The organism is Actinomycetospora sp. ABD4_176 (assembly GCF_056311855.1).
In genome coordinates this window covers 1,705,196-1,717,849 of record NZ_CM149974.1, presented here as the reverse complement: position 1 = coordinate 1,717,849, position 12,654 = coordinate 1,705,196, and the positions used below count along the sequence as shown (strand labels likewise).

The 12,654-nt window shown below is 74.2% G+C and carries 13 protein-coding genes and 1 pseudogene; 3 read left to right on the top strand and 11 right to left on the bottom strand.

What is annotated here, in order from left to right:
- The first annotated feature begins 37 nt into the window (after positions 1 to 37).
- On the top strand, positions 38 to 1,108 hold the full coding sequence (locus ACYX4T_RS08405) for an ATP-dependent DNA ligase (protein WP_476014092.1): 1,071 nt from the start codon (positions 38 to 40) through the stop codon (positions 1,106 to 1,108).
- A gap of 3 nt (positions 1,109 to 1,111) precedes the next feature.
- On the opposite strand, the gene ACYX4T_RS08400 is transcribed toward ACYX4T_RS08405, so the two are convergent.
- The 10 genes and pseudogenes from ACYX4T_RS08400 to ACYX4T_RS08355 all read right to left on the bottom strand — a co-directional run.
- A complete protein-coding gene (locus tag ACYX4T_RS08400) occupies positions 1,112 to 1,717 on the bottom strand; it encodes an Asp23/Gls24 family envelope stress response protein (protein WP_476014091.1) in 606 nt (201 codons plus the stop codon).
- Positions 1,714 to 2,247, bottom strand: a complete 534-nt coding sequence (locus ACYX4T_RS08395) for a DUF6286 domain-containing protein (protein ID WP_476014090.1) — start codon at positions 2,245 to 2,247, stop codon at positions 1,714 to 1,716. Before ACYX4T_RS08395 ends, ACYX4T_RS08400 begins: the two co-directional genes overlap by 4 nt.
- Positions 2,248 to 2,250: 3 nt before the next feature.
- On the bottom strand, positions 2,251 to 2,715 hold the full coding sequence (locus ACYX4T_RS08390; protein ID WP_476014089.1) for an Asp23/Gls24 family envelope stress response protein: 465 nt from the start codon (positions 2,713 to 2,715) through the stop codon (positions 2,251 to 2,253).
- Positions 2,712 to 2,891 carry a hypothetical protein gene (locus ACYX4T_RS08385; RefSeq protein WP_476014088.1) on the bottom strand — a complete coding sequence of 60 codons (180 nt, stop codon included), beginning with the start codon at positions 2,889 to 2,891 and terminating at the stop codon, positions 2,712 to 2,714. Before ACYX4T_RS08385 ends, ACYX4T_RS08390 begins: the two co-directional genes overlap by 4 nt.
- A 52-nt stretch (positions 2,892 to 2,943) precedes the next feature.
- Entirely contained in the window at positions 2,944 to 3,222 is a 279-nt protein-coding gene (locus ACYX4T_RS08380) for a hypothetical protein (protein ID WP_476014087.1), read from the bottom strand.
- Positions 3,219 to 3,530 (bottom strand): hypothetical protein, encoded by a 312-nt coding sequence (locus ACYX4T_RS08375; RefSeq protein WP_476014086.1) that lies wholly within the window; start codon positions 3,528 to 3,530, stop codon positions 3,219 to 3,221. Before ACYX4T_RS08375 ends, ACYX4T_RS08380 begins: the two co-directional genes overlap by 4 nt.
- Positions 3,531 to 3,592: 62 nt before the next feature.
- Positions 3,593 to 4,096, bottom strand: a complete 504-nt coding sequence (locus tag ACYX4T_RS08370; RefSeq protein ID WP_476014085.1) for an Asp23/Gls24 family envelope stress response protein — start codon at positions 4,094 to 4,096, stop codon at positions 3,593 to 3,595.
- Between the two features lie 151 nt (positions 4,097 to 4,247).
- Positions 4,248 to 5,018 (bottom strand): pyrimidine reductase family protein, encoded by a 771-nt coding sequence (locus tag ACYX4T_RS08365; protein ID WP_476014084.1) that lies wholly within the window; start codon positions 5,016 to 5,018, stop codon positions 4,248 to 4,250.
- Complete coding sequence (locus ACYX4T_RS08360) at positions 5,015 to 5,143, bottom strand: DUF3072 domain-containing protein (protein WP_476015215.1); 129 nt, start codon at positions 5,141 to 5,143, stop codon at positions 5,015 to 5,017. Before ACYX4T_RS08360 ends, ACYX4T_RS08365 begins: the two co-directional genes overlap by 4 nt.
- Positions 5,144 to 5,248: 105 nt before the next feature.
- A pseudogene (locus tag ACYX4T_RS08355) lies at positions 5,249 to 5,437 on the bottom strand (DUF3072 domain-containing protein); the annotation flags it as partial.
- 587 nt (positions 5,438 to 6,024) lie between these two features.
- Between ACYX4T_RS08355 and gltB the strand changes: the two are divergent.
- Together gltB and ACYX4T_RS08345 are read left to right on the top strand one after the other, a co-directional pair.
- The gene (gene gltB, locus ACYX4T_RS08350; RefSeq protein WP_476014083.1) at positions 6,025 to 10,629 is read left to right on the top strand and encodes a glutamate synthase large subunit; all 4,605 of its coding nucleotides are present in this window, start codon (positions 6,025 to 6,027) and stop codon (positions 10,627 to 10,629) included.
- Positions 10,622 to 12,085: a glutamate synthase subunit beta gene (locus tag ACYX4T_RS08345; protein ID WP_476014082.1), complete on the top strand. Its 1,464-nt coding sequence runs from the start codon at positions 10,622 to 10,624 to the stop codon at positions 12,083 to 12,085. Before gltB ends, ACYX4T_RS08345 begins: the two co-directional genes overlap by 8 nt.
- 39 nt (positions 12,086 to 12,124) lie before the next feature.
- On the opposite strand, the gene ACYX4T_RS08340 is transcribed toward ACYX4T_RS08345, so the two are convergent.
- Entirely contained in the window at positions 12,125 to 12,421 is a 297-nt protein-coding gene (locus ACYX4T_RS08340) for a hypothetical protein (protein ID WP_476014081.1), read from the bottom strand.
- Positions 12,422 to 12,654 lie beyond the last annotated feature (233 nt).

The window sequence follows — 12,654 nt, the reverse complement described above, 5'->3', positions numbered from 1 at the left end:
GGGTGGCGTCGGCGTGAGGGGGCGGAACAATGCTGCCGTGGACCTGCCCGTCATGCCGCCCGTCGCCCCCATGCTGGCCAAGGCCGTCGCGGAGATCCCCGCGGGCCAGCGGTACGAGCCCAAGTGGGACGGCTTCCGGTCGGTCGTCTTCCGCGACGGCGACGAGGTCGAGATCGGCAGCCGCAACGAGAAGCCGATGACCCGCTACTTCCCCGAGCTCGTCGAGGCCGTGGCGGCCGCGCTGCCGCCGCGCTGCGTCGTCGACGGCGAGATCGTCGTGGTCGACGCCGAGGGGACCGGCCTGGACTTCGAGGCGCTGCTCCAGCGGGTGCACCCCGCGGCCTCGCGGGTGAAGAAGCTGTCGGTGGAGACCCCCGCGCACTTCGTCGCGTTCGACCTGCTGGCCCTCGGCGACGACGACCTCACCGGTCGTCCCTTCACCGAGCGCCGCGAGCGCCTGGCCGAGGTCGTCGGCGGTCTCGAGCGCCCCGACCTCCACCTCACGCCGATGACCGAGGACGTCGACACCGCCCGCGACTGGTTCGACCGCTTCGAGGGCGCCGGGCTCGACGGGCTGATCGCGAAGAGGGCGGACCTGACCTACCAGCCCGACAAGCGGGTCATGAGCAAGATCAAGCACGAGCGCACCGCCGACTGCGTCGTCGCCGGCTACCGGGTGCACAAGTCGGGGCCGGACGCGGTGGGCTCGCTCCTGCTGGGGCTGCACACCGAGGACGGGTCGCTGCAGAGCGTCGGCGTGATCGGCGCGTTCCCCATGAAGAAGCGACAGGAGCTCTTCGCCGAGCTCCAGCCGCTCGTCACCTCGTTCGAGGGCCACCCGTGGGCCTGGGCGGCCCAGGAGGAGGGCACCCGCACGCCCCGCGAGGCGGAGCACAGTCGGTGGAACGCCCAGAAGGACCTGTCGTTCGTGCCGTTGCGCCCCGAGCGCGTCGTGGAGGTCAAGTACGACCACATGGAGGGCGTCCGCTTCCGGCACACCGCGCAGTTCAAGCGCTGGCGCCCCGACCGCGACCCGGCGTCGTGCACCTTCGCCCAGCTCGACCGGCCGGTGCGGTTCGACCTGGCGGAGGTGCTGACCGCCAGGTAGGGGCTACTCCACCCGCGCCGGCGTCGGCGCCGCGGTGGCGTCGAGCTCCAGGCGCACGGCCGTCGGCAGGGCCGAGACGGCGAAGGCCTCGCGGGCGCGGGCGAGCACCCGGCCGTCGAGGTCGGCCCAGACGTCGCGGACGTCGGTGCCCTCGACCAGGGTCAGCGCGATCCGCAGCGCGGGCTTCTGCGCGGTGCCGACGAGGCGCACGCGGGCCCGGCTGACGCCCTCGATGGTCTCGGCGTCGTGGCGCACGGCATCGGCGACCGCCGCGTGCTCGACGACGAGCCGCTCGCCCGGCAGCTCCGAGAGCGAGACGTCGGGCCGCGGCTCGGGGCGCAGCGAGCGCACCACCCAGCCGATGCCGACGAGGAAGAGCACCACGCCGATGCCGATCGCGATCCAGCGGGTGGCGTCGGTGTGGGTCCCGACCCAGGACACGATCAGCGGGTCGATGACGGGCCGCTGGGCCCGGAAGGTCCCGAACACCCCGTAGCCGACGAGCAGCGCGAGCACCGCGGCGGCGACGAGGACGAGACCGAGCAACGTGGTGAGGACGCGGTCGCGCCCGGCGGAGCGGGCGACGGCGCGCCGCGAGCGGCGGCTCACTTGACCCCCTTGGTGGTGGTGGCCGACACCGCGACGCGCGGGCGCTGGGCCAGCGGCAGGCGCACGAGCGTCTCGTCGACGCGCTCGCGCAGCGACGCGCGGACGTCCTCGGCGGGGTCGAGGGTGGCGGCCTTGACGGTGATCTTCTTGGCGGACGCGACGACGGACGCCGAGACGACGTCGTCGTGGGAGCGGACCTCGTGGCCCACCGCCCGGGCGAGCGAGCGCGGCGACGTGGTGACGGTGACCTCGGGGACCGGGTCGGCGAGGTAGACGTCGTGGCGGCGGGCGACGAGCCCGAGCAGCAGCACCAACAGGCCGACGACGCCGACGACGATCGCCACGGCGCGCACCGACCCGGACTGCCAGGTCAGGCCCTCGACGGCCGCCTGCCACGAGGGCCACGGCACCACGAGCGGGCTCGCGGCCGGCGCCACCCACAGCGTCACCGTCTCGACGAGGATGCCGAGCCCGACGACGGCCAGGAGGAGCGCGAGCAGCGGGGCGAGCACGCGCAGGAGCAGGCGCACTTCTCACTCCGTCCGTGAGGCGGGGGGCCGGGGGGTGGCCCGGAGGGCGGGGTCGGTCAGCGCGGACACGCCGATGTCGAGCGAGCGCACGCGGTAGGGCGTGAGGGTCTGCACGCGCTCGCGGACGTGGTCGCGCACGGCGGCGGCGCTGTCGGCGATCCGTGCCGGGTAGGCCAGCGGGACCTCCAGGCGCAGGTCGACCTGCTCGCCGTAGCCCGAGACCTTGGCGCTGGCCCCGGACTCGCCGAGGTCCAGCCCGGCCAGGCGGCGCTGGGTCCGCACGGTGCCCGCCGTGTGGTCCGCGGCGTACTCCGCGATCTTGCGGACCACCGACAGCGCCACGTCGAGGCGGCCGCGCTCGGCGGCGCCCTCCCGGGCCGGGTCGGTCCGCGGGGTGAGGGTGACCGTCGACGACGCCGGCACCGGGGTGGGCGCGGTCTCGTCGGTGGCGTCGGTCGGGGTGCTCATCGGTCGCGACCGCGCCCGACGAGCTGGTTGAGGTCGAGCTCGCCGTCGAGCACGCGGCCGACGATGAAGCCCAGCACGCCGAGGACCAGCGCGATGAAGAAGCCGTACAGACCGCCCACGGCGGCGGCGAGGCCCAGGATGAGGCCGACGAACATGCCGGCACGGGTGGCGCTCATGACCACTACCTCCACGATGGATGCCGCCCCGCGGTGGGCGGGGCGGGAAGAGCTAGAGCACGCGGGCGGAGCCGCGGCGGGGGTCGTACCGCCGGGCCAGGCGGCGTCCGAGCCGCCCGAGCCGGGCGAGACGGCGGTCGCTCACGGCGACCACCGGGGCGTCGAGCCGGGGGTCGTCCGCGGCGGGCCACCGGCCGGTGGCGCCGGCCGCCCGCAGGGCCGCGAGGCCCTCGCGGAAGGCGACCGGGTCGCCACCGACGTCGGGGTGGTGCGTCCGGACGAAGGCCCGCAGCGCGGCGCGCGCGTCGGTGCCGTCCGCCGGCCCCGTCACTCGGGGACCTCCAGATCGGTGACGGTGACGTCGACGCGCCGGTTGCCCGAGGCGGCCGCCACGATCCGGCGCAGCTCGGCGGCCGTCGGGCCGACCGGGGCGCCGAAGCGGAGGACGACCGCGATGCGGTCGGGCTCGCCGGCGTCCCCGAGCACGATGCCGGGCAGCCGGCGCCCGGGCAGGTAGGTCGCGAGCGTCCCGAACGGGCCGCCCGACAGCGCGGCCACCGCGGGGTGGGCGAGCAGCGCCTCGGCGATCCGTTCCGGCAGCGGCCCGAGGCCCGGGGCCTCCGGCGACCCCGGGCTCACGGCGGTCCCGGCCGGCCGGGCCCCGGCCGCCGCTCCCGGGACCGCCGCCGGGTTCGCCCTGCTCACTCGACGCGGGTCGTCGGCTGGCTCGACGCCTGCTCGTCGTCGCCGTTGTCCTCGCCCGGCATGTGGATGTCGTTGACGGCGATGTTGACCTCGATGACCTCGAGGCCGGTCATCTGCTCGACGGCGGCGATGACGTTGCGCCGGACCGCGCGGGCCAGCTCGACGATCCCGGCGCCGTACTCCACGACGATGTCGAGGTCGATGGCGGCCTGCTTCTCGCCGACCTCGACCTGGACGCCGGCGGCCTGCGAGGTGCCGCTGCCGCCGGGGATCCGCTCGCGGATCGCGCCGAAGGCGCGCGAGACGCCGCCGCCCATCGAGTACACCCCCGAGATGTCACGGGCGGCGATGCCGGCGATCTTCTGCACCACGCCGGAGGCGATGGTGGTCTTGCCCTGCCCCGTGTCGTCGGCGAGACGGGCCGGGGTCGCACCCCCGGTCCGACCGCTCGACACGGCTGCGGCCTCGGAGCCGGTGGCGGTGCTGGGGCTCTGCGTCATGATGGGGCGCTCCCTGTGCGCTGGGTCCTTGCGTCGGGCGTTCACACCGGACCAGGCCGGTGGCCGGTCCGGTACCCGTGGGACACGGCTGTCGGCAAGTCGTCACGTGGTGTCACCCGAAAAGACCATCTTCGTGACGCAGGTCTCCCTCTCATCCGGTCCGGTACCGCAGGAGCAGCCCGTCGTCGTGGGCGACGACGCCGACCAGCCGCAGCGCCCGGGGCGGGTCGAGGGCGGCCCCGGAGACGATGCGCTCGGCGCCCCCGCCGGCCAGCTGCGGGGCGAGGGAGAGGCAGAGCTCGTCGACCCGCCCGGCGGCGAGCAACGAGCCGAACAGCGCCGGGCCGCCCTCGCAGAGCACGCGGTGCAGGCCGCGCGCGGCGAGGGCGTCGACGACGGCGTCGGGGTCGGTGGTGCCCGGATCGTCGCCGCTGACCGGGACCACCTCGGCGACACCGCCCAGCTCGTCGCGCACCCGCGCCGCGTGCACCGCCGCGGTGAGCACGAGCGGCGCCACCGTCGTGTCGGTGAACAGTGCCGAGGAGGGGTCGAGGTCGCCGCGGGTGCTGACGACGGCGATCGGGGGCACCGCCGCCCGCCCGCGGGCGACCCGGCGCTCGCGCAGCGCGGGATTCGTCCGCGCGCCCCGGTAGCCCTCGGCGCGCACCGTCCCCGACCCGGCGAGCACCACGTCGGCGAGCTCGCGCAGCAGCCCGAAGACCTCGGCGTCCCCGGGCGCCTGCAGGCCCCCGGAGACCCCGCCGACCGCGACCGCCCCGTCGGCGCTCGCCACGAAGTTGGCGCGCACCCACGGCCGGTCGAGGCCCGCGGGGTAGGCGTACACCTCGGCCAGGGCGGCGCGGTCGAGCTCGCCGTCCCGACCGGCAGGGCCGTCACCGCCGTCGGGCCAGACCAGCCTCACCGGCTCGTCTTCTGCCGCAGCTCGTCGATCGCGCGCGACGCCTGCGACTTGCTCAGCCCGCTCGGCGGCTCCTCGCCGGCCTGCTGGGCCAGGGTCTCGAGGTAGCTCGCCTGCGGGCCGGTCATCGGCTCGTCGCCCGTCACCCACTCGGTGGTGGGCCGCTCCTGGCGGGAGAGGTCGGGGGAGCCGTCACCCTCGCCGCCGGCGGGCCCCTCGGGCGTCACCGCGCCCTGCAGCCGCTCGATCTCGTCGGAGGCCTGCGCCTTGGTGAGCTCGGTGGGCGGCTCCTCCCCGGCCTGGTGGGCGAGGGTCTCGAGGTAGCTGGCCTGCGGGCCGGTCATCGGCTCGTCGCCGGTGACCCAGTTGTCGTTGTCCTTCTCGGCGGACGACCCGGCGGGGGTGTCGTCGGTGGTCTTCACGGCGTGCGGGTCGGGGGTCGTGTCGCTCACGGGGTGCTCCTCGGTGAACAGAGAGGTGGGCAGGACATCGAACACGCGTTCGAGGGCGCGGGTACCCCGTGTCGGCCGCCGGACACCTCGACCGGTCCCGACGAGTGGGCTACCCCGCGGTAGGTCTGGGGGCCGGCACTCTGGTCACACGGTGTGTCGTCGGTCAGACTGGTCGGCGTGTCGGGATCGGTCATGAGCACTCCTCGCTCGTCGAGCGACGTCGCGGTCAGGTCGGTGGCCGGGCTGCCCCGCTGCGACCCCGACGGCGATCGCGGGGAGTCGCGGAGACCCGCGCGCCGCTGACCGGCCCCGCGAGCCCGGCCACGGGGTTGCCGCGCTATGGCGATCAGCACTCTTTCGTCGGCGTCGGGGCGGTGCGCCGCGACGGCCGCGGAGGTTAACGTCGCATTGCCCCTCCGGTCGTCCACCGCGGACACCACGACCGGTGCGCCGGGGCCTGCCCGGGAACCAGCGCCACCGCGCTCCCCGATCCCCACGACCACCACCGCCGGGCCACCGGCGACCACCACCTGCACGGACGACGATCGGAGGCGCACGTGGACAACCGTGCGAGCGAGGGCCTCTACGACCCCGCGTACGAGCATGACGCCTGCGGCGTCTCGTTCGTCGCCGACATCGCCGGACGCCGTGACCACCGCACCGTCACCCGCGGCCTCACGGCACTGATCAACCTCGAGCACCGGGGTGCCCGCGGCGCCGAGCCGGAAACCGGCGACGGCGCGGGGATCCTCATCCAGGTGCCCGACGGGTTCTACCGCCCGGTGCTCGCCGAGGCGGGCGTCGAGCTCCCGGCCGCCGGCCGCTACGCCGTCGGCAACGGCTTCCTGCCCGTCGACGCCGACCCGGCCGCCGTCGAGGAGATCGTCGGGCGCATCGCCGCCGAGGAGGGCCTCGAGGTCCTGGCCTGGCGCGAGCTGCCCGTCGACCCCGACCGCGCCGGCCTCGGGCGCACCGCCCGCGAGGTCATGCCGCGGTTCCGCCAGCTCTTCCTGGGCCTGCCCGACGACGTCCACCACGTCGTCGACACGCCCAACGCCGGGGACGACGACGCCGGGATCGTCATGACCCTGGAGCGGCGCGCCTTCGCCGTGCGCAAGCGCGTCGAGCACGAGACGCGGGCCGCGGGGGTCGAGACCTACTTCCCGAGCCTGTCCGGGCGCACCGTCGTCTACAAGGGCATGCTCGCCGAGGAGCAGCTCGAGCCGTTCTTCGCCGACCTCGCCGACGAGCGCACCACCAGCTCGATCGCGCTGGTGCACAGCCGCTTCTCCACCAACACCTTCCCGGCCTGGAGCCTCGCGCACCCGTACCGCTACCTCGCCCACAACGGCGAGATCAACACGCTGCGGGGCAACCGCAACTGGATGCGGGCCCGCGAGTCGATGCTCGCCACCGGCGCGTTCGGCGAGTCCGACCTCGACCGCATCTTCCCGATCGTCACCCCCGAGGCCAGCGACTCCGCGAGCTTCGACGAGGTGCTCGAGCTGCTGCACCTCGGCGGGCGCACGCTGCCGCACGCGGTGCTGATGATGATCCCCGAGGCGTGGGAGAACCACGACGAGATGGACCCGGCCCGCCGGGCCTTCTACCGCTACCACTCCACGCTGATGGAGGCCTGGGACGGCCCGGCGCTCGCCGCGTTCACCGACGGCTCGGTGATCGGCGCCGTCCTCGACCGCAACGGCCTGCGCCCCGCGCGCTACTGGGTCACCGAGGACGGCCTGGTCGTGCTCGGCTCCGAGGTCGGCGTTCTGGACATCGACCCGGCCACGGTCGTGCGCAAGGGCCGCCTCGAGCCCGGCCGCATGTTCCTCGTCGACACCGTCGGGCGACGCATCGTCGACGACGACGAGATCAAGGGCGAGCTCGCCGCCGAGCACCCCTATGACGAGTGGCTGCACGCCGGGATGGTCGAGCTCGCCGACCTGCCCTCGCGCGAGCGCGACAAGTTCGACCGCGAGGTGCTGGTGCGCCGCCAGCAGACCTTCGGCTACACCGGCGAGGAGGTCTCGCTGCTGCTGCGCCCGATGGCCCAGAGCGGCGCCGAGGCCACCGGCTCGATGGGCAACGACGCGCCGCTGGCGCCGTTCTCGTCCCGCAGCCGGGTGCTCTTCGACTACTTCATCCAGCTGTTCGCGCAGGTCACCAACCCGCCGCTGGACGCCTACCGCGAGGAGCTCGTCACCTCGCTGCAGGTGCAGCTGGGGTCGGAGACCAACCTGCTCGACGCCTCGCCGGCGTCGTGCCGCCGCGTCGTGCTGCCCCTGCCCGTGATCGACGACGACGAGCTCGCCCAGATCGCCGGGATCAACGACGACGGCGACATGCCCGGCTTCGCGCCGTACCTCGTCTCCGGGCTCTACGCGGTGGCCGGCGGCGGGGACGCGCTGCGCGCCCGGCTCACCGAGATCCGCGAGGAGGTCTCCCGGGCCGTCGCGGACGGCGCCCGCGTGATCATCCTGACCGACCGGCACTCCGACGCCGACCACGCGCCGATCCCGTCGCTGCTGCTCACCGGCGCGGTGCACCACCACCTCGTGCGGGAGAAGACGCGCACCCGCGTCGACCTCGTCGTCGAGGCCGGCGACGTCCGCGAGACCCACCACGCCTCGCTGCTGCTCGGCTACGGCGCCAGCGCGGTGAACCCCTACCTCGCGCTCGACTCGGTCGACGACCTCATCGACCGCGGCGTCATCACCGGCGTCACCTCCGGCACCGCGACGCGCAACGTGGTCGAGGCGATGGCCAAGGGCGTCCGCAAGGTCATGAGCAAGATGGGGATCTCCACGGTGGCGTCGTACATGGGCGCGCAGGTGTTCGAGGCGATCGGCCTGGGCGCCGAGGTCGTCGACGACTGCTTCGCCGGCACCACCTCGCGGCTCGGCGGCGTCGGCTACGACGTGCTCGCCGAGGAGGTCGCGATCCGCCACCGGCAGGCCTGGCCGGCCGACGGCGTGCGGCCCGACCACCGCGAGCTCGCCGTCGGCGGCGAGTACCAGTGGCGCCGCGAGGGCGAGCTGCACGTCTTCAACCCGCACACCGTGTTCAAGCTGCAGCACTCCACGCGCACGCAGAACTACGACACGTTCAAGGAGTACACGCGGGCCGTCGACGAGCAGAGCTCGTCGCTGCTGACGCTGCGGGGGCTCTTCGGCTTCCACACCGACGAGCGCACGCCCGTCCCGATCGACGAGGTCGAGCCGGTCGCCGAGATCGTCAAGCGGTTCAACACCGGCGCCATCTCCTACGGGTCGATCTCGCAGGAGATGCACGAGGTGCTGGCCATCGCCATGAACCGCCTCGGCGGGCGCTCCAACACCGGCGAGGGCGGCGAGGACCCCTTCCGCTACACCCGCGACCCGAGCGGTGACTCGCGCCGCTCGGCGGTCAAGCAGGTCGCGTCCGGGCGCTTCGGGGTCACGAGCGAGTACCTCGTCAACTCCGACGACATCCAGATCAAGATCGCGCAGGGCGCCAAGCCCGGCGAGGGCGGGCAGCTGCCCGGCCACAAGGTCTACCCGTGGATCGCGAAGACGCGGTTCTCCACACCCGGGGTCGGCCTCATCTCGCCGCCGCCGCACCACGACATCTACTCGATCGAGGACATCGCCCAGCTCATCCACGACCTCAAGAACGCCAACCCGCGGGCGCGCGTGCACGTCAAGCTCGTCTCGCAGGTCGGCGTCGGCACGGTCGCGGCGGGCGTGTCCAAGGCCCACGCCGACGTCGTCCTCATCTCCGGGCACGACGGCGGCACCGGCGCCTCGCCGCTCTCGTCGATCAAGCACGCGGGCGGCCCGTGGGAGCTGGGCCTCGCCGAGACCCAGCAGACGCTCCTGGCCAACGGCCTGCGCGACCGGATCGTCGTGCAGACCGACGGGCAGCTCAAGACCGGTCGCGACGTCGTGATCGCCGCACTGCTCGGCGCCGAGGAGTTCGGCTTCGCGACCGCCCCGCTGGTGGTCTCGGGCTGCATCATGATGCGCGTCTGCCACCTCGACACCTGCCCGGTCGGCGTCGCGACCCAGAACCCCGTGCTGCGCCAGAAGTTCGACGGCAAGGCCGAGTACGTGGTCGCGTTCATGGAGTTCGTCGCCCAGGAGGTCCGCGAGCACCTGGCGGCGCTGGGCTTCCGGTCCATCGAGGAGGCGATCGGGCGCACCGAGGTGCTCGACACCCGGGCCGCCGAGTCGCACTGGAAGGCCGAGGGCCTCGACCTCTCGCCGATCCTGCACCGGCCCGCGCCGCCGCCGAACTTCGCCGACCAGACGCTGCACCAGAGCAGGGCGCAGGACCACGGCCTGGAGAAGGCGCTGGACCACACGCTGATCCAGCTCGCCGAGGGCGCCATCGCCGACGGCACCCCGGTGCGCCTCGAGCTGCCGGTGCGCAACGTCAACCGCACCGTCGGCACGATGCTCGGCTCCGAGGTCACCCGCCGCTGGGGCGGCGACGGGCTGCCCGACGACACCATCGACATCACGTTCACCGGCTCGGGCGGCCAGTCGTTCGGCGCGTTCCTGCCGCGCGGCGTGACGATGCGGCTCATCGGCGACACCAACGACTACTTCGGCAAGGGCCTCTCGGGTGGGCGGCTCTCGGTGCGCCCGCACCCGCAGGCGCCCTTCGTCGCCGAGGCGAACATCGTCGCCGGCAACGTCATCCTCTACGGCGCCACCGCCGGCGAGGCGTACCTGCGGGGCAAGGTCGGCGAGCGGTTCTGCGTGCGCAACTCCGGCGCGGTCGCGGTCGTCGAGGGCGTCGGCGACCACGGCTGCGAGTACATGACCGGCGGGCGCGCGGTCATCCTCGGCCCGACCGGCCGCAACTTCGCGGCGGGCATGTCCGGCGGCATCGCCTACGTGCTCGACCTGACCGAGGGCCGGGTCAACCACCAGATGGTCGAGCTCGAGGTCGTCGGCCCCGACGACGCCCAGGAGCTGCGCGGACTGGTGGAGAGGCACTACGCGGCCACCGACTCCGCCGTGGCCCACGACCTGCTCACCGACTGGGACGCCGCGGTCCCGCGCTTCACCAAGGTGATGCCGACCGACTTCAAGCGGGTCCTCGCGGCCACCGCGGACGCGGAGCGCGACGGCCGCGACGTCAACGAAGCGATCATGGAGGCGGCTCGTGGCTGACCCCCGGGGATTCCTGACCACCGGCCGGGAGCTCCCGCGCCGCCGGCCGGTGGACATCCGCATCAAGGACTGGCACGAGGTCTACGAGGAGCTCAACCCGGCCACGCTGCGCAAGCAGGCGGGGCGCTGCATGGACTGCGGCATCCCGTTCTGCCACCAGGGCTGCCCGCTCGGGAACATGATCCCCGAGTGGAACGACCTGGTCTGGCGCGACGACTGGGCCGAGGCCATCGAGCGCCTGCACGCCACCAACAACTTCCCGGAGTTCACCGGGACGCTGTGCCCCGCCCCGTGCGAGGCGGCCTGCGTGCTCGGGATCAACTCCGACCCCGTGACGATCAAGCAGGTCGAGATCGAGATCATCGACCGGGCCTGGGACGAGGGCTTCGTGCGCCCCGTGCTGCCCGAGTCGAGGACCGGCCGGTCGGTGGCCGTCGTCGGCTCGGGGCCGGCTGGTCTGGCCGCGGCCCAGCAGCTGACGCGCGCCGGGCACGACGTCACCGTCTACGAGCGCGCCGACCGCATCGGCGGGCTCCTGCGCTACGGCATCCCCGAGTTCAAGATGGAGAAGAAGCGCCTCGACCGCCGTCTCGAGCAGATGGTGGCCGAGGGGACGCGCTTCCTCGCGGGCGTCGAGGTCGGCGGCCCGGCCGCGGGCGACCTCACCGTGGAGAAGCTGCGCGCCGACCACGACGCGGTGGTGCTCGCGGTCGGCGCCACGGCGTGGCGGGACCTGCCCATCACCGGCCGTGAGCTGCACGGGGTCCACCAGGCGATGGAGTACCTGCCGCCCTCGAACAAGGTCCAGCAGGGCGACTACGAGCGCTCGTACATCGACGCGCAGGGCAAGGACGTCGTCGTCATCGGCGGCGGCGACACCGGCGCCGACTGCGTCGGGACCGCCCACCGCCAGGGCGCGCGCTCGGTGACCCAGCTCGAGATCATGCCGGTCCCGCCGTCGGAGCGGCCCGCCACCAACCCGTGGCCGACCTACCCGATGATCTTCCGGATCTCCTCGGCGCACGAGGAGGGCGGGGAGCGCCTGTTCTCCGTGAACACCGAGGAGTTCCTGGGCGACGAGGACGACAACCTGCGCGCGCTGCGCCTCGTCGACGTCGAGCGCGTCGACGGGAGGTTCGCGCCGGTGGAGGGCAGCGAGCGGGAGATCCCCGCCCAGCTCGTCTTCCTCGCCATGGGCTTCCTCGGGCCGCAGAAGGAGGGCCTGCTCGACAGCCTCGGCGTCGAGTACGACGAGCGCGGCAACGTCCGCCGCGACGGCGACTACCAGACCTCGGTGCCCGGCGTGTTCGCCGCCGGCGACGCCGGACGCGGCCAGTCGCTCATCGTCTGGGCGATCGCCGAGGGCCGCTCCGCCGCCGCGGGCGTGGACCGGCACCTCACCGGCCGCGACGTCCTCCCGCGCCCGATCGACCCCACCGACCGGGCGATGGCCTGACGGCTCTCGAGGATGCTGCGGTCGGTCCAGCCCGCGCGGTCAGGCGGGGCGGGGCACGTGGCGGGCGGCGATGGCCGGCACGGTGACGCGCAGGCGGTGGGGGGCGACCTGCCAGTAGCGACGGTCGGGGTCGGCGCGGCGCCAGCTCTCGGCGAGCTCGGTCACGCGGTCCTCGTCGACCGCGACCGCGCGGGCCCGCCAGCGCCGGGACCGGCCGCGGACGAGCACGTCGAGGGCACCCCAGGCCTCCTCGGCCGAGCCGTGCACGCTGACGGTCGCCGGGGACTCGCCGTCCCCGAACAGCACCGTGTACGCACTGACCGCGTCGTAGGTCACCTGTTCTCCTCCCGCCGGTCGCGCGGCGCCACGGGTGCGGCGCGGAGGACCGGGTCGGCTCGGGCTCCAGTAGAGCCGTCAGGCGTCCCCCCGACGAGCGTCACGCGCCGGCCCGCGCCGAGCTGAACCGATTCCGCGACGGATGGTGCGCCCGGGCGTGTGTCGCCCGTCCGGGCGTGCCGCCTGCCGCAGCGGGAGCACGGGTGACCCGCCCGCCGGGCGTCCCGTCGCCC